This window comes from Synechococcus sp. CS-1328, from assembly GCF_025128095.1.
Classification (GTDB): domain Bacteria; phylum Cyanobacteriota; class Cyanobacteriia; order PCC-6307; family Cyanobiaceae; genus CBW1002.
In genome coordinates this window covers 32549-55175 of record NZ_JAHLYT010000024.1, presented here as the reverse complement: position 1 = coordinate 55175, position 22627 = coordinate 32549, and the positions used below count along the sequence as shown (strand labels likewise).

17 protein-coding genes are annotated in these 22627 nt (G+C 68.5%); 11 read left to right on the top strand and 6 right to left on the bottom strand.

What is annotated here, in order from left to right; all coding sequences use genetic code 11:
- Window positions 1–41 precede the first annotated feature (41 nt).
- From KQ310_RS03825 to recN, 3 genes are all read right to left on the bottom strand, one after another.
- Window positions 42–560, bottom strand: a complete 519-nt coding sequence (locus KQ310_RS03825; protein WP_259720456.1) for an alpha/beta hydrolase — start codon at window positions 558–560, stop codon at window positions 42–44.
- Window positions 561–649: 89 nt separating this feature from the next.
- Window positions 650–1618 carry an oxidoreductase gene (locus KQ310_RS03820; RefSeq protein ID WP_259720455.1) on the bottom strand — a complete coding sequence of 323 codons (969 nt, stop codon included), beginning with the start codon at window positions 1616–1618 and terminating at the stop codon, window positions 650–652.
- A gap of 36 nt (window positions 1619–1654) precedes the next feature.
- Window positions 1655–3361, bottom strand: coding sequence for a DNA repair protein RecN (recN, locus tag KQ310_RS03815; protein ID WP_259720454.1), 1707 nt, complete (start codon window positions 3359–3361; stop codon window positions 1655–1657).
- Window positions 3362–3459: 98 nt separating this feature from the next.
- On the opposite strand from recN, the gene KQ310_RS03810 reads away from it, so the two are divergent.
- The 7 genes from KQ310_RS03810 to purF all read left to right on the top strand — a co-directional run bounded on the left by KQ310_RS03810 (window position 3460) and on the right by purF (window position 13989).
- Window positions 3460–5592 (top strand): AarF/ABC1/UbiB kinase family protein, encoded by a 2133-nt coding sequence (locus tag KQ310_RS03810; protein WP_259720453.1) that lies wholly within the window; start codon window positions 3460–3462, stop codon window positions 5590–5592.
- A 116-nt stretch (window positions 5593–5708) separates the two neighbouring features.
- Entirely contained in the window at window positions 5709–6287 is a 579-nt protein-coding gene (locus KQ310_RS03805) for an alpha/beta hydrolase (protein ID WP_259720452.1), read from the top strand.
- 123 nt (window positions 6288–6410) lie between these two features.
- On the top strand, window positions 6411–7469 hold the full coding sequence (gene thrC / locus KQ310_RS03800) for a threonine synthase (protein ID WP_259720520.1): 1059 nt from the start codon (window positions 6411–6413) through the stop codon (window positions 7467–7469).
- Between the two features lie 498 nt (window positions 7470–7967).
- Window positions 7968–9113: a DNA polymerase III subunit beta gene (dnaN, locus tag KQ310_RS03795; protein ID WP_259720451.1), complete on the top strand. Its 1146-nt coding sequence runs from the start codon at window positions 7968–7970 to the stop codon at window positions 9111–9113.
- Between the two features lie 5 nt (window positions 9114–9118).
- Window positions 9119–9928 (top strand): RNA methyltransferase, encoded by an 810-nt coding sequence (locus KQ310_RS03790; RefSeq protein ID WP_259720450.1) that lies wholly within the window; start codon window positions 9119–9121, stop codon window positions 9926–9928.
- A 74-nt stretch (window positions 9929–10002) separates the two neighbouring features.
- Complete coding sequence (gene purL / locus KQ310_RS03785) at window positions 10003–12444, top strand: phosphoribosylformylglycinamidine synthase subunit PurL (protein WP_259720449.1); 2442 nt, start codon at window positions 10003–10005, stop codon at window positions 12442–12444.
- Between the two features lie 27 nt (window positions 12445–12471).
- Window positions 12472–13989 (top strand): amidophosphoribosyltransferase, encoded by a 1518-nt coding sequence (purF, locus tag KQ310_RS03780; protein WP_259720519.1) that lies wholly within the window; start codon window positions 12472–12474, stop codon window positions 13987–13989.
- Window positions 13990–14038: 49 nt separating this feature from the next.
- Here the strand turns inward: purF and KQ310_RS03775 are convergent, their stop codons facing one another.
- From KQ310_RS03775 to queG, 3 genes are all read right to left on the bottom strand, one after another.
- Window positions 14039–16501 (bottom strand): DNA topoisomerase (ATP-hydrolyzing) subunit A, encoded by a 2463-nt coding sequence (locus KQ310_RS03775; protein WP_259720448.1) that lies wholly within the window; start codon window positions 16499–16501, stop codon window positions 14039–14041.
- A gap of 68 nt (window positions 16502–16569) precedes the next feature.
- The gene (locus KQ310_RS03770) at window positions 16570–17514 is read right to left on the bottom strand and encodes a tetratricopeptide repeat protein (RefSeq protein ID WP_259720447.1); all 945 of its coding nucleotides are present in this window, start codon (window positions 17512–17514) and stop codon (window positions 16570–16572) included.
- Window positions 17515–17575: 61 nt separating this feature from the next.
- Window positions 17576–18523 carry a tRNA epoxyqueuosine(34) reductase QueG gene (queG, locus tag KQ310_RS03765; protein ID WP_259720446.1) on the bottom strand — a complete coding sequence of 316 codons (948 nt, stop codon included), beginning with the start codon at window positions 18521–18523 and terminating at the stop codon, window positions 17576–17578.
- Between the two features lie 35 nt (window positions 18524–18558).
- On the opposite strand from queG, the gene KQ310_RS03760 reads away from it, so the two are divergent.
- The 4 genes from KQ310_RS03760 to ftsY all read left to right on the top strand — a co-directional run bounded on the left by KQ310_RS03760 (window position 18559) and on the right by ftsY (window position 22622).
- Window positions 18559–19209, top strand: a complete 651-nt coding sequence (locus tag KQ310_RS03760) for an HpsJ family protein (protein ID WP_259720445.1) — start codon at window positions 18559–18561, stop codon at window positions 19207–19209.
- A gap of 58 nt (window positions 19210–19267) precedes the next feature.
- Window positions 19268–19996, top strand: a complete 729-nt coding sequence (locus KQ310_RS03755; RefSeq protein WP_259720444.1) for a DUF502 domain-containing protein — start codon at window positions 19268–19270, stop codon at window positions 19994–19996.
- Entirely contained in the window at window positions 19996–20619 is a 624-nt protein-coding gene (gene nusB / locus KQ310_RS03750) for a transcription antitermination factor NusB (protein WP_259720443.1), read from the top strand. The genes KQ310_RS03755 and nusB overlap by 1 nt, the downstream gene beginning before the upstream one ends.
- Window positions 20620–20891: 272 nt before the next feature.
- Window positions 20892–22622: a signal recognition particle-docking protein FtsY gene (ftsY, locus tag KQ310_RS03745; RefSeq protein ID WP_399237566.1), complete on the top strand. Its 1731-nt coding sequence runs from the start codon at window positions 20892–20894 to the stop codon at window positions 22620–22622.
- Window positions 22623–22627: the final 5 nt, after the last annotated feature.

The following is a 22627-nucleotide window of genomic DNA, read 5'->3' as shown; positions in this document are numbered from 1 at the left end:
TGGCCTGACCCATTCCGTGATCAGGCACCCTGCTGGCCCGGTTAGGGGGTGGTTCCGCTGCCGGCCGCACCGCTCTGGCCGCCCAGATCCGTTTCCAGGAAGCTGCGCACCACTTCAGTGACCGAGTTCAGTCGATTGAAGGCAATCTTTAGCTCCGGCAGACTCACGGCCAGATCCCGGTTGGGATAGGCCTGCAGAAAGCCAAGCGGCGACAGACTGCCACCGCCCTTCTCCAGCCCCAGGATCGTGGCGGCCCGCAGGGCCGGAACCGCCACCCCCGGTGCTTTGAGGGGGAACACGATCCGGGCGACCCGGCTGAGGGCCGCCTCACCGATGCGGGTGCCGAGCAGACGGCTGGTGAGTACCAGGGGCAGGCGGATCTGCACATTGAGCAGCTTGGCCAGTTCAGCCGGGTTCTGCCGCCCCAGCCGCAGCACATCCCCCAGCAGACCTCGCGCTTCGCCGGTTTCAGCCAGGTGAGCCAGATCCGCCACCGGAATCGAGCGGCGGAAGGCCCCGGTCACGAACACCACCTGCTCAGCCGCGTTGGCAGGCGGCATCAGCACGGGGAGCAGCAGCAAACCGGCAGCCAGAGGGGCGGCAAGAAAACGAAGACGCGGCACCACGGCACCCAGGAGCTACGGCCAACTTAGGCACGGCTCACAGCAGTGTCCGCTGCCGATAAGCGGGTGGCCAGCGCCGGGCAGGCTCCGGCGCAGAGCGCTTCGCTGCACTCCCACAGCCGGCGGCGCTGCTGGCCATCGAGGGCAGCCGGGGCAACACGCACCGCCGCAGGCCAGCCCCGCAGGCCACCCCATTGATCTGGGCCGTAATGGCCGCCGCCCTCGGCCTGGGGAGCCGTGGCGGCAAACAGCTGGGGCAGAGCCCCCATGGCGGCGCTCTGAAAGAGGGGATCCATCAATCGGTAGGCCAGGGCCTCGAAGCGGGCGCCGCTGGCCTCCACCGAGGCGGGCTGCAGGTTGGTCCGGGCCAGGCCGGGATGGGCCGCGAAGGAGCGCACCGTGCTGCCGGCCTGCTCCAGACGCTGCTGCAGCTCCAGGGCGAACATCACGTTGGCGAGTTTGCTCTGGCCGTAGGTGCGCCAGCGGTCGTAGGAGCGCTCGGCCTGCAGATCCTCGAAGGCGATGCGGCCGAAGTACTGGGCACCGGAGGTGACCGTGACCACACGGGCATCGGGCTGGCCCTCCAGCAGCGGCAGCAGGGCGAGGGTGAGGGCGAAATGGCCCAGATGGTTGGTGGCGAACTGCAGCTCGAACCCATCGCGGCTGAGGGTGCGGGGCGGCGCCATCACACCGGCGTTGTTGATCAGCAGATCAAACCGGCCGTACTGCTCCTCCATCCAGCCGGCCGCCGCGACCACCTGCGCCAGATCGGCCAGGTCCAGCTCCAGGAGATCGAGCGGCCCGTGGGCCGCCGGCAGCAAGGCCTGGCGAGCCTCCTCGCCGCGGCGCCGGTTGCGGCAGGCCAGCACCACGGTGGCGCCATGGTGGGCCAGGGCCCGGGCGGTTTCCAGCCCCAGGCCGCTGTTGGCACCGGTCACCAGGGCAATGCGGCCGCTCAGATCGGGGATGGCAGCGGCGGTCCAGCGCGGCGGCACGGCAGGCACAGAAAACGGGGCGGCGGTACGGCGGTTCTAGCGATCCGGCCGCGGCGGCGCGGCGGCCCGATCCAGCAGGCTGGCGGCAAAGAGGCTGGCGTCACCGGAATCCCCACCGGCCAACTCGGCCAGCTCCGCCTGGCGGGCGCGAGTGTCCCGCAGGTGGGACACCCGGGTGTGGGTGACGCCGTCGATGACCTGCTTGCTGACGCGGTAATGGTGATCCGCCGCCGCCGCCACCAGGGGCTGGTGGGTGACGCAGAACACCTGCCGCTGCAGGGCCAGGCGCTGCAACAACTCCGCCATCGCCCCACTGACCCGGCCACTCACGCCCGTATCGATCTCATCAAACAGCAGGGTGACGTGGGCATCGGCCGCGGCCAGGCAGGTCTTGAGGGCGAGCAGGAAGCGGCTCATCTCTCCCCCCGAGGCCACCTCCGCCAGGGGCGCCAGGGGCTGACCCGGGTTGGCGGAAAACAGGAACTGCACCGCGTCGGCGCCCTCCTCACCGGCCGTGGCCGCCTCCACCCGCACCTCAAAACGCACATTGGCCAGACCCATGGGCCGCAGGGCCTGCATCAGCTGCTGTTCCAGCGCCAGGGCCGCCGCCTGGCGCCGCTCGTGCAGGGCGGCATTGAGATCATCCCGCCGCTGACGCACCTGCTGCTCCCGCTGCACGAGCGCAGCCAGGGACGCCGCGGCGCCACCGGGAGCCAGCTGCTCTCGCAGCGCGTCCCGCAGGCTGATCAGGGCGGCGAGATCAGAACCGTGGCGGCGCTCCAGCGCCTTGAGGGTGGCGAGGCGGTCCTGGAGCTGGGCCAGGCTGGCTGGATCGCTCTCCAGCGAAGCGGCGTAGCGATCGAGCTCGCGCACCAGGTCCTGGAGCTGCACGAAACCCTCGGTGCAGCGCTGGCGCAGGGGGCTGACCGAGCCATCCAGCCCCTCCATGACGCCGAGCTCCTGCTCGCAGGCGGCCAGGTGATCGAACACCGAAGGCGCCTGCTCGGCCCCTTCCACCAGGCGACCCTGCAGGCTCATCACCCCCTCCTGCAGCCGCACCCCGTGGGCAAGACGGTCCTGCTCGCTCTGGAGCCGTTGCACCTCCAACGGGTCGTCGAGGTCCGCCGCCTCCAGATCCTCGAGCTGCTGCTCCTGGCCGATCCGCTCGCGCTCCAGCTGTTCGCGATCGCGCTGCGCCGCATCAAACGTCTGGACTGCCTCGCGCCACTGGCTGAAGGCAAGGCGCACCGGATCGAGCAGCAGCTGGATCGGCTCGCCCGCAAAGCGATCCAGCCAACGCCGCTGCTGACCGGGGCGGGCCAGCTGCTGGGTCTGCCCCTGCACGGTGAGATCCAGCAGCAGGGGCCGCAGCTCCTGCAACTGAGCGCGACTGACCAGCACGCCATTGAGTCGATTGCGGCTGGTGAGGCGCTCCTCGCTGCGGCGCCACTCCCGGCTGAGCCAGAGCTCACCCTCCTGGCTCTCGATCTCCTGCTGGGCCAGCCAGGCCTCCAGCGGTGGATCGAGGCTGAAGCTGGCCTCGATCACGGCACGCTCCGCCCGTGGGCGCAACAGCCGGGCACCGGCACTGCCCTGGGCACCGCCAAGCAGGGCATCGAGGGCATCGAGCAACAAGGACTTGCCAGCCCCCGTCTCCCCCGTGAACACGGTGAACCCCGGGGCGAAACCGAGCTCCAGCTGTTCGATCAGGGCAATGTTCTCCAGGCGCAGCCCCGTGAGCACCCCGGCCTCCGGTATGGAACACGTGTTCGCCCCGACCGTAGCGGCCTTGCGATTGTTCTAGAAGAGGGTGTACGGGATTGCGCCACAGGCGCTGGGGCATGGTTCGAACCGCCGCTGACGCCGCTGCCGACGCCATGCGCGCCGCTGTCTTCGGGGACGTTGTCGTCGAGGAGGCTGTCATCGAGGAGCGTGTCCTCGCAGAGGCTGTGCATCAAGACGATGTACACCTAGGCGGTGTTCTCGGAGATGTTGTCGCCTCGGAGAGAAAGCTCTCATCAGCGGGTTCAGCAGCGGAGGCTGGCGGATCAAGACCCAGTCTGGGGCTGAGCCCCACAGCTCGAAGCGGCTCGCCGGAGCTGGGCGATTTCATTGAGGCCGCCGGCCTGCTGGAGTACGACCCGGCGGCGATCACCAGGATCTATGCCGGACACCCCCAGCGGCTGCTGCGCCGCCTGGCCCAGACCCTGATTCCGATCAGCCTCTATCTGCTCGGCGTGGGGACCGACTGGCTGCTGGGCATGCTGGCCAACCCGGAACGCTGCCGGGCCCGGGCCCGCGAATGCGCCAACCTGCTGGTGGCCCTCGGGCCCGCGTTCATCAAGGCTGGACAGGCCCTCTCCACCCGGCCGGACATCGTTCCACCGATGCTGCTGGAGGAACTGGCCCAACTGCAGGACCAGCTGCCAGGCTTCGATTCAGCACTGGCGATGGCCTGCATCGAAGAAGATCTTGGGGCACCGGTCGAGGCGATCTACGCCAGCCTCGAACGGGAGCCGATTTCCGCTGCGTCCCTGGGCCAGGTCCACCGCGGCGTGCTTCGAACCGGTGAGCGGGTGGCTGTGAAGGTGCAGCGGCCGGGCCTGCGGGAGCAGATCACGCTGGATCTCTACATCGTGCGCAACATCGCCGGCTGGCTGAATCAGCACGTGCGCTTGATCCGCAGCGATCTGGTCGGGCTGATCGACGAGCTTGGCAAGCGGGTGTTCGAGGAGATGGATTATTTCCATGAAGCCGCCAATGCCGAACGCTTCCGCACGCTGCACGCCCACAACCGCCTGATCGCCGTTCCCTTGATCTATCACCAGGCCACCAGCCGCCGGGTGCTGACGATGGAGTGGATCGAGGGGGTGAAGCTCACCAATCTCGAGGCGGTGCAGGCCCTCGGCATCGACCCGGATGTGATGGTGAGCATCGGGGTGGACTGCAGCCTGCAGCAACTGCTCGAGCACGGTTTCTTCCACGCCGATCCCCACCCCGGCAACCTGCTGGCCCTGAGCGACGGGCGGCTGGCCTATCTCGATTTCGGCATGATGAGCGAGGTGAGCCGTGAGGCCCGCACCGGCCTGATCCAGGCGGTGGTACATCTGGTGAATCGCAACTTCAGCGCCCTGTCCAAGGACTTCGTCAGCCTCGGTTTTCTGGCCGAAGATGTAAATCTGGAACCGATTGTTCCCGCCTTTGAGAGCGTCTTCGGCCAGGCGTTGGAGATGGGCGTGAGCCGGATGGATTTCAAAGCGGTGACCGATGATCTCTCGGGGGTGATGTATCGCTTTCCCTTCCAGGTTCCGCCCTATTACGCCCTGATTATCCGCTCGCTGGTGACCCTCGAAGGCATCGCCTTGAGTGTGGATTCCGACTTCAAGATCCTCGGGGCCGCCTACCCCTACTTCGCCCGCCGCCTGATGGAAGATCCCGATCCCAGCCTGCGGCAGAGCCTCAAGGAAATGCTGTTCGATGGCGAGATCTTCCGCTGGCAGCGCCTCGACAACCTCATCGCCAGCGCCTCCAAGGGGAGCCAGCTCGATCTGGACACCCTGCTCGATCAGGTGCTCGATTTCCTCTTCTCACCCCAGGGGGGTCTGCTGCGCCAGCAATTGGTCGACGCGGTGGTGGAGCGGATGGATGCGGTGGCCTGGCAGGCCACCCTGCGGCTGGGCCAACGGCTACCGCCCAGGCTGCAGCCCCCGGGTCTGCGCCGCCGCGATCCCTGGGAAGCCAGCGAGCCCTTGCTGGATCTCGAACCGGTGCGGCAGCTGGTGCTGATCCTGCGGGCCCTGCCAGGCTTTGAACCCCAGTTGCTGCTGAAGCGGCTGCCACGACTGGTGGGGGAACCCGATCTACGCCGCATGGGGGCCCAGGTCGCCAGGGGGCTGGCCGAACGGGGCGTGGTCCGGCTGCTGCGGGATGTGTTGGTGGCGCCGCGGCGGAGCGCCGATCTGGCCAGCGCCTGACGCCAGTTGGGGTCGGTGAACCGTCCTGGGCCGCGGCCTCCAGCCAGCTCCCCTCCAAACGCTGCTCCTACGATGAATTCCATTATTGGGAGAGTTCTGTGCAGAAGCGGTCCGGGTTGACCCGCCAGTGCCACCGTCTGGGGGCCGCCCTGCTGGGACTCGGGCTCTGCGCCAGCTCCCCTGCAGCCCTGGCCGGCGAAAACCTGGTGTTCGTGAGCGGGGCCTTCCGCCGCTCGATTCCCGTGGCGGATCTGGAGCACCTGGCCACCACCGGAGAGGCCCGCGGTCTGCTTGCGGACGTGCTCAAGTTCAGCAAGCAGAAGCCGGAAGAAGCCGCGAAACTGCTCAACCAATCGATGACCGTGCCGGTCGTGCTGGTCAGCCGCCTGCTCAACACCAGCATCGGCGAGGCGATCCTGGCGCGGGCCGCCCAGATCATCTACCCGCTCAACGCCGAGACGGTGGGGGTGCAGGCGATGCGATCGGCGCTGGTGCTGGGCGCCGCTGAAGACTCCGGCAAGCTGTCTCCGATCGGCTTCCTCAAGGCCTATCCCACCAACGAGATCGAGGTCAGCATTCCTGCCTTGCTGGGGCTGATGAGCAAGGCAAGCTCCGTGACCGACCTGGTGCGCTTCTTTTCGGAATCCCCCCTCGATGGCCTGCGCGGTGATGTCGGCGCCAAGCCTGGCTCCTGAATCCGGGCCAGGGTCAGCCTGAGTCGCGCCGTAGATTCGCCCCCAGCCTCCAGACCCTGCCCCGTGCCCCTGCTCCGTTCCTTCCGGCGCCATGGCACCGGTCCCTTCGGCGCCCAGCCGGTGATGCAGGACTGGCCGGGCCTGATTGAGGCCTACCGCGCCTGGCTGCCGGTGAGCGATGCCACGCCGGTGGTGACCCTGCGGGAAGGAGCCACGCCGCTGATCCCGGCTCCGTCGATCGCCGAGCGGATCGGCCGCGGCGTGCGGGTGTTCCTCAAATACGACGGTCTCAACCCCACCGGCTCCTTCAAGGATCGGGGCATGACCATGGCGATCAGCAAGGCCAAGGAGGCCGGGTCGGAGGCGGTGATCTGTGCCAGCACCGGCAACACCTCCGCCGCGGCCGCGGCCTATGCGCGCCGGGGTGGCATGCGGGCCTTCGTGTTGATCCCGGATGGCTACGTCGCCCAGGGGAAGCTGGCCCAGGCCCTGCTGTATGGCGCCGAAGTGCTGGCGGTGCAGGGCAACTTCGACCGCGCCCTGACGATCGTGCGGGAGGTGGCTGACCGCTATCCCGTCACCCTGGTGAACTCGCTCAATCCCTTCCGCCTTCAGGGGCAGAAGACCGCCGCCTTCGAAGTGGTGGACGCCCTCGGCGAAGCACCCGACTGGCTCTGCATTCCGGTCGGCAACGCCGGCAACATCAGCGCCTACTGGATGGGATTCCGTGAGTACCGCCAGGCAGGCCGCAGCTGGAAGCTGCCGAGGATGATGGGCTTCCAGGCCGCCGGAGCCGCCCCGCTGGTGCTGGGCCACACGGTGGAGCAACCCGACACGATCGCCACCGCCATCCGCATCGGCAACCCGGTGAACAAGGAGAACGCCCTCAAGGCCCGGGCCGAGAGCAACGGTGACTTCATGGCCGTGACGGACGCCGAAATCATCGAGGCCTACAAGCTGCTCGGGGCAGGAGAAGGCGTGTTCTGCGAACCGGCCAGCGCCGCCTCGGTGGCGGGGCTGCTCAAACGGCGCGAGGAGGTGCCGAGCGGCGCCACGGTGGTGTGCGTGCTCACCGGCAATGGCCTCAAGGACCCCACCACGGCGATCGAACACAACGACGCCAAGTTCCACGCCGGCATCGAACCGGATACGGCCACGGTGGCCAAGGTGATGGGCTTCTGAGCCTCACGGCCCCGGGATCACCGCGACCGCGGCCCTGGCCATCAGCCCCCGATCGGGGGCTTTTTTGTTGCGAATCAGCGGGATTTCAGGGCGCAGCCAACCCTGAAACCGCCTGCTGAAAACTCCGGGAAAAGGGATTCCCTGGGCTGGGGAAAACCAACGCGATCAGAACACTCGAAACAGGCCCTGTTTTCCCCAGCCCAGGGAATTGGTGGAAAGCTGCAATTCCCGAGGTTTTCCTCCAACGTTTTCCTCATGCCTGCCAGAGCAAAACACCTGCAGCGCAGAGGTCTTGTTGGCGTTTTCCACCAATTCCCCAGGCTCTACGACTACGGGTCTGAGATTGTTATTCAGAAAAAAATCAATCCTCTTGGCAGTCGGGTTGGGGAAAGCGTGGTGGAAAGCGGGAATCCGGCCAGCCGGTCCGTTGCGCTTGGCGCCGCCCTGTGGAACGGTGGTGGAGCCGATCTGCCGGCCACACAGCCTCCAGAACCCCCCATGAAGCTGGTCTGCTCCCAGGCCGAACTCAGTGCCAGCCTTCAGTTGGTCAGCCGGGCTGTCTCTGCTCGGCCCACCCATCCGGTGCTGGCCAACGTGCTGCTCACCGCCGATGCCGGCACCGGTCGTCTCAGCCTCACCGGCTTCGACCTCAGCCTTGGCATCCAGACCAGCCTGCCGGCTTCTGTGGAGTCCAGCGGCGCCATCACCCTGCCGGCTCGGCTGTTTGGCGAGATTGTTTCTCGCCTCTCCTCCGACAGTCCGATCACGCTCCACTGCGAAGACGGCACCGAGCAGGTGGAGCTCACCTCCCTCTCGGGCAGCTACCGGATGCGGGGCATGCCTGCCGACGACTTCCCCGATCTGCCCCTGGTGCAGGCGGGCACCCCGATCCGTCTCGATGCTGAGGCCCTGGTCAAGGGCTTGCGCGCCACCATCTTCGCCAGCAGCGCCGATGAGGCCAAGCAGGTGCTCACGGGCGTCCATCTCCGCCTCGAGAACGACTCGCTCGAGTGCGCCGCCACTGATGGCCACCGCCTGGCCGTGCTCAAGCTGGATCAGGCCCTGCGCATCGATCCCGATGTCGAGAGCGAATCCTTTGCCGTCACCGTGCCGGCTCGGTCCCTGCGGGAGCTGGAGCGGCTGCTGAGTGTGCGTCAGTCGGATGATCCGCTCAACCTCTTCTGCGACCGCGGCCAGGTGGTGTTCCTCTCGGCGGATCAGGTGCTGACCAGCCGCACCCTCGATGGCACCTATCCCAACTACCGCCAGTTGATCCCTGACAGCTTCGGGCGCAGCATCGCCATGGATCGCCGGGCCTTCACGGCCGCTCTCGAGCGGGTGGCGGTGCTGGCCGATCAGCACAACAACGTGGTCAAGATCAGCACCGAGCCGGCCTCCGCTCAGGTGCACATCCGCGCCGACGCCCAGGACGTGGGCAGCGGTGCGGAGACCCTGGCGGCGCAGCTGGAAGGGGAGCCGATCGAGATCGCCTTCAACGTGCGCTACGTGCTGGAGGGGCTCAAGGTGATGGCCAGCGAGCGGGTGATTCTGCACTGCAACGGACCGACCACGCCGGCCGTGCTTTCGACGGCCGATGAGGGCACTTTCACCTACTTGGTGATGCCTGTTCAGATTCGCGGTTGAGTGGCGTGGCCCTTCCCGAGCAGCTGCTGCTCAGCGATCTGCTGCAACGCCGGGTCCGCTGCGACCAGGGGCTCGATCACGGCCCTGGTCAGATCGGCTGGATGCATCCGCCGGTTCACCGTCTGCTCGGTTGGGTCACCCGACCCTCGGCCTTCGGCAATCAACGGCTGGTCTGGCGGCTGAATCAGCTGCGGGGGCTGGGGGAAGGGGAGGTCTTTGTGCAGGGGGAGCCGGCCGAGACGGATCCAGTCACGCTGGAACGGCTGCCCACCCTGTTCGACGCCGCCCTGCTGGGCCGCGAGAGCCAGTCCCTCGGCAGCGTGGTGGATGCGGCGGTGGAGCTGCGCAGTGGCAGGATCCGCCACTACCTTATTGCCCGCAGTGATCCGCGGCTGCCGGGCAGCAGCCGCTGGCGCCTTACCCCCGAGCGGATCGTCGATCAACAGCCCGGCGTGGTGCGCACCGCCCTGGCCAGCCTGGACGATCTGCCCCTGGCCCGCGCCAGCGTGCGGCAGGAGCTGCTGCGTCGCTCACGGCGCTGGAAGGAGCAGCTGGAACAGGAGACCGGCCGTTGGCGCGACCAGATCGATCAGGTGGGCGATCGCTTCGAAGGCCGGCTGGAGGGTTGGCTGGAGGAGCCCCCCTGGGAGCCCCAGGGACGCTGGCAGGAGGAACCTGAAGATCCCCCCGAGCGCAGGCCGGAGCGTGAGACCTGGGACCAATGGGAGAGCGATGCCGATCCCGACGCAGCTCCGCCCCGCTCCCAGCCGCGCTCCGGCCGGGATCGCGGCAGCGATGCCGATCCCTGGGTCTGACGGCCGGATCCGCCGGCCCATCTCCCCACTGCAGACCCTCCGTCAGAGTGGGGGGCCGTTGCCTGGCTGCCACCATGCCGTCCCCTGCGGCTTCCGCCTCCTTTTCGCTGCCCGAGGCGCTGCGCAAGGAAGGCCTGAGCCAGGCCGATTACGACGAGATCGTGCGGCGGCTCGGACGGGAACCGAATCGGGCCGAGCTGGGCATGTTCGGTGTGATGTGGTCGGAGCACTGCTGCTACCGCAATTCCCGGCCGCTGCTCAGCCAGTTCCCCACCACCGGCCCCCGCGTCCTGGTGGGTCCCGGTGAGAACGCCGGTGTGGTCGACCTGGGCGAAGGTCAGCGGCTCGCCTTCAAGATCGAGAGCCACAACCACCCCTCGGCCGTGGAACCGTTTCAGGGGGCGGCGACGGGGGTGGGCGGCATCCTGCGCGACATCTTCACCATGGGCGCCCGGCCGATCGCCCTGCTCAATGCCCTGCGCTTCGGGCCGCTTGAAGACGAGCGCAACGTGGGCCTGATGGAGGGCGTGGTGGCCGGCATCGCCCACTACGGCAACTGCGTCGGTGTGCCCACCGTGGGCGGGGAGGTGGCCTTCGATCCCAGCTACTCCGGCAACCCGCTGGTGAATGCCATGGCCCTGGGGCTGATGGAAACCGAGGAGATCGTTTGCTCCGGCGCTGAGGGCGTGGGCTATCCGGTGGTCTACGTGGGCAGCACCACCGGGCGCGATGGCATGGGCGGTGCCAGCTTCGCCAGTGCCGAGCTCACCGCGGCCTCGCTCGACGATCGCCCCGCCGTGCAGGTGGGCGATCCCTTCCTGGAGAAGGGCCTGATCGAGGCCTGCCTCGAGGCCTTCCAGAGCGGTGATGTGGTGGCCGCGCAGGATATGGGCGCCGCCGGCCTCACCTGCAGTTGCTCGGAGATGGCCGCCAAGGGGGGCCTGGGCATCGAGCTGGATCTTGACCGGGTGCCCGCCCGCGAGAGCGGCATGACCGCCTACGAGTTCCTGCTGAGCGAGTCCCAGGAGCGGATGCTGTTCGTGGTCAAGCCCGGTCGCCAGCAGGCGTTGATGGAGCGTTTCACCCGCTGGGGCCTGCAGGCGGCGGAGGTGGGCCGGGTGCTGGAGGAGAACGTGGTGCGGGTGCTGCAGCACGGGTCGGTGGCCGCCGAGGTTCCCGCCAGTGCCCTGGCCGACGACACCCCGATCAACCATCACACATTGATCAGCGAGCCCCCCGCCGCCATCCAGGCCCACTGGCGCTGGAGCGAGGCCCAGCTGCCGCAGGCCACGCAGGCTGGCATCACGCCGGTGAACGGGGCCCTGGCCGGTCAGAGCCTGGGCTGGGGAGCGGTGCTGCTGCAGCTGCTCGATGACCCCACCATTGCCTCCAAGCGTTGGGTGTTCCGCCAGTACGACCACCAGGTGCAGGCCAACACCGTGGTGCTGCCCGGCGGAGCGGATGCGGCCGTGGTGCGCTTGCGGCCCCAGCGGGGGGAGGGGGCGATGCAGGCCGCCAGCCGCGGCGTGGCGGCGGTGGTGGACTGTCCCAACCGCTGGGTGGCCCTCGATCCGGAGCGCGGCGGCATGGCGGCGGTGGCCGAGGCGGCCCGCAACCTCAGCTGCGTCGGCGCCGAGCCCCTGGCCGTGACCGACAACCTCAACTTCCCGTCGCCCGAGACCCCCACCGGCTACTGGCAGCTGGCCCTGGCCTGCCGCGGCCTCTCGGCGGCCTGCAGTGCCCTGGAGACCCCGGTGACCGGTGGCAACGTCTCCCTCTACAACGAGACCCGGCTTCCAGACGGCCAGATGCAGCCGATTCACCCCACCCCCGTGGTGGGCATGGTGGGGCTGGTGTCCGATCTCGCGCTGGTCCGTGGCCTGGCCTGGCGTCAAGCCGGTGATGCCATCTGGCTGCTGGGGGTTCCGCTGGATGCCACTGCCTCGTCGACCACTACCGCATCGCCCACGGCTTCTGAGCCGGATGAGCGGGTCAGCCTGGCTGGCAGCAGCTACCTGGAGCGCATCCATGGGGCCGTCACCGGTCGGCCGCCGCTGATCGATCTGCAGCTGGAGAAGCGCGTCCAGGCCTTCCTGCGCCAGGCGATTGCGGAGGGCCTGGTGGCGTCTGCCCACGACCTCAGCGACGGAGGGCTGGCCGTGGCTCTGGCCGAGGCCTGCATCGCCTCCGGTCTGGGGGCAGCGCTGGAGCTGCCGGCCGGCGCCCTCCGGCCGGATCGTCTGCTGTTCGCTGAGGGCGGTGCCCGGGTGCTGGTGAGCATCGCGGCCGCCCATGCCGCCGCCTGGCAGCAGGCCCTTGATCAGGCTGCCGCTGCCGGTGCCGCCATTCCTGCCCAGTGCCTCGGCGCGGTGCAGGCCGGTGCCCAGGCCCCTGCTTCCCTGACCCTCAGCCGCGGCGGGGCGACCCTGCTGAGCCTGCCCGTGGACGACCTTCGTGAGGCATTTGAGCAGGCGATCCCGCGGCGCCTGGGCCAGGCGGTGCCCCCCAGCGCTTAGCCGGTCCGAGCCCTGATGTCGCGCCTGATGCGCAATGATGCAGTCAAGCTTCAGGTGGGCAGGGTCTTGCAGCAACACCAGCCCGTTGCCCGTGATGAGTTGAGGCCCGACAAGCCTGAGGAAGCCTGCGGTGTGTTCGCCGTGCTGTCCCCCGGTCAGCCGGTGGCCAACCTCACCTACTTCGGTCTCTACGCCCTGCAGCACCGCGGCCAGGAGTCGGCCGGCATCGCCGTGTTCGATGGCGCCAAGGTGCGGCTGCACAAGGACATGGGCCTGGTTAGCCAGGTGTTTGACCAGGACGTGCTCGAACGGATGCCCGGCGACCTGGCGATCGGTCACAACCGCTATTCCACCACCGGCAGCAGCAAGGTCTGCAATGCCCAGCCGGTGTTGCTGATGACCCGCCTGGGACCCTTTGCCCTGGCCCACAACGGCAACCTGGTCAATGCGGCTGAGCTGCGCCTTTCGCTGGATCACCTCGCCGGCGAGTTCACCTCCACCACAGATTCGGAGCTGATCGCCTTCGCTCTGCAGCACGCTGTGAACGGCGGCCTGGGCTGGGATGCGGCCATCCGCGCGGCCGCCGGCCAGTGCCGCGGTGCCTTCAGCCTGGTGATCGGTACTCCCGATGGCCTGTTTTCCCTGCGCGACGGCCACGGCATCCGTCCTCTGGTGTTCGGCCATATCGGTGAGCGGCAGGAGGCCCGCTGGGTGGCCAGCAGTGAAACCTGCGGGCTTGATATCATCGGCGCCACCTATATCGATGATGTGGGTGCTGGCGAGATCATTCACTTCCGTGTCGGTGAAGCTGAACCTCTGCGCAGCCGCTGGTGTGAAGAGCCGGCCAAGTTGTGCGTGTTCGAGATGATCTATTTCGCACGACCCGACAGTCGTTTCTTCGGCGAATCGCTCTACAGCTACCGCGTCCGCATTGGCGAAGCTCTGGCCCGTGAAACCCCTGTGGAGGCTGATCTGGTGATCGGCGTGCCCGATTCCGGCATTCCGGCCGCGATCGGCTACTCCCAGGTCAGTGGCATTGCCTTCGCCGACGGCCTGATCAAGAACCGCTATGTCGGCCGCACCTTCATCCAGCCCACCCAGGCGATGCGGGAAGCGGGAATCCGCGTCAAGCTCAACCCCCTGCCGGATGTGCTTGCCGGCAAACGGGTGGTGGTGATCGACGACTCGATCGTGCGGGGCACCACCAGCCGCAAGCTGGTGGCAGCCCTGCGGGAGGCCGGCGCCACCGAGGTGCACATGCGCATCAGCTCACCGCCGGTGACCCACCCCTGCTTCTACGGCATCGATACCGACACCCAGGATCAGTTGATCGCCGCCCGTCTGACCCTGGCCGAGATCAGCGCCCATCTTGGCGTCGACTCGCTGGCCTACCTCAGCAAGCAGGGCATGGTGGACGCGGCCCAGGCCAATTCCAGCCACTTCTGCACCGCCTGCTTCGACGGTGCCTATCCGATCGACCTGCCGGACGAAGTGAGGGCCAGCAAGCTGATGCTGGAACCGGCCGGACTGGCGCTGGTCGGCTGACTCCAGGATCCACGCCCCGAGGCCCTGCAGCCTGCACTGCCGCTGCCGTTCAGCCGGTGATCAGCGGCACCAGGGCCTGTACCGCTTCCCGTTCGCGCAGGCCCAGCAGCTCGCCGTCGCCGCTGCTGTCCTGGCGTTCCAGCTCTGCGGTGGCGAGCCGCACGCTGCGGACCTCTGAGATCACCGCGCTGACCAGGGGCGTCTCGGCGTCGCAGAGATCGACCAGGCCATCCCTGCGATCGCGGAAGCGAATGGCGATCTGGCCCAGATCACCCCGCTGACACGGCCGCAGGTTTTCTACCGCCAGGCGCTTGACCAGACCCAGTCGGCTGGCTAACAGCACGTCTCCGCCGGCGGCCACGGCGGCGGCGCCCACCACCGCCTCGCCCGGCAGCAACCGCAGCAGCACGGGCCCTTGAGCGGTGCGTCCCATCAGCGGCAGGTTGGCTTCCTCCACCGCCAGCCGCAGCAGGCGGCCGGTGCTGCTGGCCACCACCACATCCTGGCCATCACGGCAGGGCACCACCCGCAGCAGGCTGACGCCCTCCTTGAGCTTGAGCACGGTGGCGGCCCGGCCGGAGAGTTCCTGAAAGTCCTCCAGGGGCAGCCGCTTGAAGCGGCCGTCGCTGCTGAGCAGGCCCAGGCTGGTGCCGCTGGCCTGGCTGGGCAGAGGCAGCACCTGAACCACCGTCTCGCCATCGAGGCTGTCAGGCAGAAAGCGCTCCAGCCCTCCCTGTTGCTGGCCGGCAAATTCCCAGCGCAGCAGGGCCACCCGGCCGCTGGCGGTGAAGGCGAGCAGGTTGGGCTGGCCGGCGGTGGGCAGGATCAGCCGGGCCGGCGGCGGCTGTTCCGCCAGCGGGGCCGGTTCATCGAGATGGAGGCGGCCCAGCAACTGGGGGCCGACGATCTTCACGGCTCCATCGGCCAGGATCAGCAGGCGGCTGTCGCTGGCCAGGGCCTCGAAGGCCTGCTGGCGTTGCAGTTCGGCGTTGGGACGCACGGCGGCGCTGCGCTGTGCCACCAGCTCATCGCCCCCCTCCACCAGGCGGGTGCGGCGCGGCGTGGCATAGCGCTTGCGCAGGCGCTTCAGTTCAGCCACCAGATGGTCGAGCAGCACCTCGCGATCGTCGAGCAGGGTGCGCAGGCGGCTGCGTTCGACCCGCAGCTCCTCGACCTCCTTGCGCAGGCTCTCCTGCTCCAGCCCCGTGAGTCGCCGCAGCGGCATCGCCAGCACCGCATCGGCCTGGCGCTCGTTCAGATCCAGCTGCACCTGCAGGCTGGCGCGGGCGGTGGCGGCATCGGGAGCCGCGGTGATCAGGGCAATCACCTGCTGGAGCACCTCCAGGGCCCGGATCAGGCCTTCCACCACCTCCAGCCGGTCCTCGCAGCGGCGCAGGGCATGGTTGGTGCGGCGGATCAGGGTGAGTTCGCGGTACTCCAGGAATTCCTGCAGCATGCGCCGCAGGGTGAGCTGCACCGGCTGGCCGTTCACCAGGGCCAACAGAATCGCGCCGAAATTGCTCTGCAGGGCGGTGCGGCGCTGCAGGTCGGCCAGCACCTTGGTGGCGTCCGCATCGCGGCGCAGCTCCACCACCACCCGCATGCCATCGCGATCGCTTTCATCGCGGATATCGGCGATGCCGCCGATCTTGCCCTCATTCACCTGGTCGGCCAGCTTCTCGATCCAGCCGGCCTTGCTGAGCTGATACGGCAGCTCGGTGATCACCACGGCACTGCGGCGGTGGCGACCCTTGCCGGGCTGAACTTCCTCGGTGTGGGCCACCCCCCGCATCGGAATGCTGCCGCGCCCGCCCAGGTAGGTGTCGCGGATGCCGCTGCCGATCAGCACCTCGCCGCCGGTGGGGAAGTCGGGGCCGGGCACCAGTTGCAGCAGCTTCTCGTCGCTGAGGTCGGGCTTGCGCACCAGGGCGATCAGGGCATCCACCACCTCGCCGAGGTTGTGGGGCGGGATGCTCGTGGCCATCCCCACGGCGATGCCGGTGCAGCCATTCAGCAGGAGGAAGGGCAGCTGGGCCGGCAGCACCGTGGGCTCCTGCTGGGAGCCGTCGAAGTTTGGGGCGAAATCAACTGTGTCGTTGCCGATCTCCTCGAGCATCGCCTCATGGGCGATCGGTGCCAAGCGGGTTTCGGTGTACCGCATCGCCGCCGGCGGATCGTCATCGACGGAACCGAAGTTGCCGTGGCCATCCAGAAGCGGGTGGCGGCTGGCGAAGGTCTGCACCAGCCGCACCAGGGCGTCGTAGACCGCCTGATCACCGTGGGGGTGGTATTTGCCGAGCACATCGCCCACCACCCGGGCGCACTTGCGGTAGGGCCGATCCGGCGTCAGGCCCAGCTCGTGCATCGCGAACAGGATGCGCCGTTGCACCGGCTTGAGCCCGTCGCGCACGTCCGGAAGGGCCCGTCCCACGATCACGCTCATCGCGTATTCGAGGTAGGAGCGCTGCATTTCCTGATGCAGGGCGATGGGCTGAACGCGCTCCTCGGCCATCCGGGTCTTCGGTGTGAGGGCGAAAAGTGGGGCTCAGCCTACAGATCCCGGGCGGGTTCTCCCCGAAGTCAGGGTGTCGACGCCTCCGGATCGGTGCTGGATCCCGCGTTGGCGTTGGCGCGCTCCACCACGGTCTTGAGCTCTGGATCCTCCAGAAGCCGGCGGGTGCTGGCCCTCAGTCTGTCGCCCCAGAGCTGTTCTTTCTGAAAGCTGTCGAGCACGTAATTGGGTTCGTCATCCAGGGCCTGGGCCGCCAGCTGGCGGGCTTCCGCCTGCTGCTGCGGTGAACTGGCGTAGAGACCGGCTGCCAGTGCCAGACTCGGTTCGGCGGCTTCAGGCCGGATCTTCAGCACCCGGCGCCAGCGATCGATCGCCTCTTTGCCGCGGCCCTGCTCGTAGAGCACCAGGCCCTGATTGTTGATCGCTTCCCAGAAGTCTTTGCGCAGGCCGGAGGCCCGCTCAAAGGCCGAGAGAGCCGCGCCGGAATCTCCCAGCAGCAGATGGGCGTTGCCCAGATCGAAGAAGGCGCCGCCATTGCGGCCATCCAGCTTGATTCCCTGCTGCAGCAGACCTATCGCCTGCTGCGGTTCGCCGTTGCGCAGGGCCAGGGAACCCTGGGCGAACCAGATGCCGGGATTGCGGGGATCGAGTTCCTTGGCTCGCGCCAGGGCGGCGGCGGCTTCCTCGAGCTGGTTGCTGCGCAGCTGGGCTTCCGCCAGCAGCAGCCAACCGCGCGGATCCTGGGGCAGAAGCTGCACGGTGAGCGCCGCCAGCCGTGCGGCGTCCTCAGCCTGGCCGAGCCGCAGCAGCCGGCCGGCCGCCTGGGCAATCCCCAGACCCGCGCCCGCCAGTTCCTGGTTCTGGGGCACGAAGACGTAGGGCACCAGCGCCCGGGCCGGCGCCATCTGAGCGGCCCACAGGCCAATCCCCAGCGGCATGGCCAGGGCCCAGGTCCGCAGCCTCCGTCGCGACGGGGTGGCCCCTGTCGCGGCCAGCGTGAACTCAGATGTCATCCCTTTGCTCCTGAACTGCCACCAGCGCCGGATCACAACTGCCCCACAGGGAGGCTCCACCCTAGGGACAGCCACTCGCCCTGCCCGCCGACGCCCGCAGATTGCGGCGCCACATCCAGGGCTTGATGCGGCGCAGGGCCGAGGCCCGCAGGTGCTCGTCCCAGGTGGCGTCATCCCAGCCCAGGGCCTCCTCTGCCCGCAGGTTGAGCAGCCAGGGCCGCGGCTGCACCTCCGGGTCGGTGCTGCTCGCCAGCGGCTGCTGATTCCATGGACAGACGTCCTGGCAGATGTCGCAGCCGGCCACCCAGGCTCCCAGCGCCGCGGTGATCGGTTCGGGAAGGTCTGGATCGCGATTTTCGATCGTATGGAAGGCGATGCAATGACGGGCATCCACCACAAACGGTTCCGGCAGGGCGCCGGTGGGGCAGGCCTCGAGGCAGCGGCTGCAGGAGCCGCAGAGCGGTTCGGCGGGGCGGTCGGCCGGCAGGTCCAGGGTGGTGAGCAGATGGCCCAGCAGCAGCCAGGAGCCATGCTGGCGATGGATCAGGTTGCCGTTCTTGCCGATCCAGCCCAGGCCTGCCTCCTCGGCCCAGGCCTTGTCCAGCAGCGGGGCGCTGTCCACGCAGGCGCGCCAGCCGGTGCCCGGTGCCTCGGCCTCGAGCCAGCGCCCCAGGCGCCGCAGGCGGCCATCGATCACCCGGTGGTAGTCACGCCCCCAGCCGTAGCGGGCCACCGCCAGGCTGCCGGGCGCCCGCTCGGCTGCCACGTAATAACTGAGCCCCACCGCCAGCAGGCTGCGCACCCCCGGCAGCAGGTCCTCCACGGAGCGGCGGCGCGGATCGCTCATCCAGGCCATCGAGCCCTGGTGGCCGGCCCCCAGCCAGCGCTCCAGCGCCGCCGTGCGCAGCGCCAGGCGCGGCCCGGGGGGCACAGCGGCGATACCCACCGCCGCGAAGCCCAGCGCCGTCGCCTGCTGCTTGAGGGCGACCGCCAGGGCGGCCCGGCTCACGGCCCGTACAGTTGCTCCATCCCGTCATCCTGCCTGTGAGTTCCGCCACCTTCGGTCGCCTCGGCTTTCTGCTCCGCTGGCTGGGAATCACGCTGGTGGTGCTGTTGCTGCTGCAGCTGGCGGTGCTGTTGCCCCTCTGGAACTGGGCTGAGGAGGGCTACCGCCAGCTCTTCGTGGATCGGCTCGTCACCCAGTCGCCGATGGCGCTGGTGGGTGTGCTGCTGATGTTGTTCGGTGGCCGCCTCGACAACCCGATGAGCGGCCGCACGCCGCTGCGCTGGGTGGTGGCGGCCCTGAGTGCCGTGCTGGCGATCGCTCTGCTGGTGGCGGTGCCGATGTCGATCAGCGGCGATCGGGCCATGGCCGATCAAACCGATCAGAGCCTCGCCGCCAAGAAGGGCCAGCTCGAGATGGCCCGGGCCCAGATGGAGAACCCCGAGGCGATTCAGCAGTTCGTCAAGCAGGCCGAGCAGGCCGGTCAGCTGCCGGCCCAGGGCACCGATGAGCAGAAGCGCCAGATGGTCAAGGAACTGATGGGCCGCCAGCTCGATCAAGCCGAACAGCAGCTGCGGCAGCAGGAGCGTGCCCGCGATCTGGCCGTGAACCAACGCCGCATCGGCGGCACCGGCACCGCCGTCGTTCTGGCGGTTTCCTTCGTGCTTGTGGCCCTGGCCGCTCTGCTTTGAAGCGGTGCCTGGCTAAGTTGCCAACAGGTTGCTGTCGGCCGGAGTTCCGGGTTGTCGTTTGGTTCCATCCAGTCCCAGGCCTGATCAGCCGCTGGGCGATCGCCTCCAGCAGGATCTCAAGAACGATCTGATCGCCGGTCTGCTGGTGGTGATCCCGCTGGCTACCACCATCTGGCTGGCCACCACGGTGAGCCGCTTCGTGCTGGCGTTCCTCACTTCGATCCCGAAGCAGTTCAATCCCTTCAACACCCTCAACCCGGTGTTGCAGGAGTTGATCAACCTCGGCGTTGGCCTGTTGGTGCCACTGCTGGGCATCCTGCTGATCGGCCTGATGGCCCGCAACATCGTGGGCCGCTGGCTGCTGGAGTTCGGCGAGGGAACCCTGCTGCGCATTCCCTTGGCCGGCTCGGTTTACAAAACCCTCAAGCAGCTGCTCGAAACCTTCCTGCAGGGCAATTCCGGTCGCTTCCGCCGGGTGGTGCTGGTGGAGTATCCCCGCGAGGGTCTGTTTGCGCTCGGTTTCGTCACCGCCACCCTGGCCACGAGTCTTCAGGCCAGCTTCAGCGAGCCGATGCTGAGCGTGTTCATCCCCACCGCTCCCAACCCCACCACCGGCTGGTATGCGGTGGTGCCCGAGAGCTCCGTCAGAGACATCGACATCTCGGTGGAGGATGCCTTCCGCACGATCATCTCGGCCGGCATCGTCAGCCCCGACGAGCGCGAGCCCACGTCCAATCGCAGCTTCTCCAGCCTGCTGGCCCAGCTGCGCGCCCCCCAACTCTCCTGATGCAGAGCCGCACCCTTGCCCGCGAACTGGCCCTGCTGATGCTCGGCCAGACCAACGACCGCGTTCCAGCGGCCGATCTCTCGCTCGAGGTTCTGCTGCAGCAGGCCATGGCCAGCCTCAGCCAGCACGTGCGTGAATCGCTCGATCGCTCCGCGGAGGATCTGCAGGGCGCCCAGCAGCAGCTGCTCGACAGCGAGCTGCAGGACAGCGGCGAGGCCAGCCTGCCGAAGGTGCGCCTGCATCTGCAACAGGGCATCGCCCAGGCCGAGCAAGCCCTGAATCGGCTGTCGGCCAGCCTGGAGCTGCCGCGCCTGCTGCTGCTCTCCGACCAGGACGACGTGCGCCGTGGTGCCCTGGAGCGGGCCCGGGAAGTGCTGCGCCAGCGCGAGGCCGTGGATGCCCGGCTCGATGGCGTGATGGAGGGTTGGCGCCTCGGCCGCCTGCCCCGCATCGACCGCGACATCCTGCGCCTGGCGGTGGTGGACCTGCAGCACTTCAAAACGCCGCCGGCGGTGGCCTGCAACGAGGCGGTGGAACTGGCCAACCGCTACAGCGACGAGCAGGGCCGCCGCATGATCAACGGCGTGCTGCGGCGCTTCACCCGGTCTGTCTCCGCGAGCTGATCGCCATGGTGTTCGACTGGTTCAAGCGCAACCTGGTCCCTCGCAGCCAGCCACAGCAGGAGCCCGAACCAGCTTCGGTGCCGCCTCTGCCCGGTGGGGATGCGGAGGCGATCGCTGCTGAGGTTGCGGAGCCCCAGCGACCTGAACCCGACCTGGAACCAGCCGCTGAGGTGGCCGCGGCATCGGACGAACGGGCTGCAGAAGGGTCCGTCGAGTCACCCGAGCCTCCGGGGCCCTCCGAACCCGCAACCTCGGTGCCTTCCCGCGCACCCTTGGAGCTTTCCCAGCCGGCGTCAGCCACGATCGAGCCAGCAACGGCTGCCCCAGCAACTACCCCGTCCGTCGATCAGGACGCTCTGGAGTGGGCCCGTCAGGCCTATGCCCGGCTCAAGGCCCAGCAGCAGGCTGCCGCCGCCGCCGCGGAGCCTGCCCCAGCCCAGCCTGCCGCCGTTCCAGCCCCCCCGGCTCCCGCGCCGGGGGCCGCGCCAGCGTCTGCAGCGTCACCCACCCCTGAGCAGGCCCCCCCACCGCAGCCCCTGCCTGAGCAGGTTCCGACTGAGCCCCTCGGGCCCAGTGCACCGGCCATTGATGTGGCTCAGGTCCTGCCGCCTCAGGAGGCCAGCGCCAGCACGCCGACTGATGCCGATGGTTCTGTCACCGCACCCTCTGCTTCTGCACCCTCTGCCTCTGCGTCCTTTGAGGAGCCAGACGTTGCTGCGGCGTCCCCAGACAGCTCCCCCAGCTCCCCAGCGCCGCAACCTTCCCCTGCACCCGCGGCCGGTCTGTCCTTGCTCGAACAGGCCGCGGCCCAGCGTCGCCAGCGTCAGCAGGAGCTGATCGCCATCGCCGAGCTGGCTGACACCGGCTCTGCTCCCGCACCCTCAGAGACTTCAACTTCAACTTCCACTTCCGTCTCTGGCTCCGGCTCCGGCTCCCCTGCAGCGGCCCCCGCTCAGCCCTCGCCGCTGGCCGATGCCGCCGAACCCAGCCTCGGCGCCTTCGACGACACCTTCACCTGGTCGGCCGAGGTGTTGGCCGCCCAGGGCCGCCAGCTCGATGACATCTCCCTGGAGGAGATCGACTGGCTGGGTCGTCTGCGCCGCGGCCTTGAGAAGACCCGGCGCGGCTTTGTCACCCAGCTGCTCGATCGCCTCGGCGACGATCCGCTCACCCCCGAGGTGCTCGACGACTTCGAAACCACCCTGCTGCGTGCCGATGTGGGCGTGCAGGCCACCGATCAGGTGCTTGAGGCCCTGAGGCAGCGCCTCAACGAGGAGGTGGTGGACCCGGCTGAAGGCATCCGGTTCCTCAAGGAACAGCTGCGTGGCCTCCTGGATGAACCGATCACCGCCAGTGGCGTTCCCCTGCTCGCCCCTGAGCGGGAGCGGCTCAACGTCTGGCTGATGGTGGGGGTCAATGGCGTCGGCAAGACCACCACCCTCGGCAAGTTGGCCAACCTGGCGGTGCGCAGTGGCTACAGCTGCCTGATCGCCGCGGCCGACACCTTCCGGGCCGCCGCCGTGCAACAGGTGCAGATCTGGGGTGATCGCAGCGGCGTGGCGGTGATCGCCAACCCGAGCGCCAATGCCGATCCCGCTGCCGTGGTCTACGACGCCATCGGCGCGGCCCAGTCCAAGGGCACCGAGCTCGTGCTGGTGGACACCGCCGGTCGCCTGCAGACCAAGCACAACCTGATGGAGGAGCTGGCCAAGGTGCGGCGCATCATCGACAAGCTGGCCCCGGATGCCGCCGTCGAATCCTTGCTGGTGCTCGATGCCAGCCAGGGCCAGAACGGTCTGCGCCAGGCGATGGCTTTTGCCAAGGCCGCCGGTCTCACAGGTGTGGTGCTCACCAAGCTCGATGGCAGTGCCCGGGGCGGTGTGGCCATCGCCGTGGCCCACGAGGCCGGTCTGCCGATTCGCTTCATCGGCGCCGGCGAGGGAATCCGCGATCTGCGGCCCTTCAACAGCTTCGAGTTCGTCGAGGCCCTGCTGGCCGTCTGAGCCGT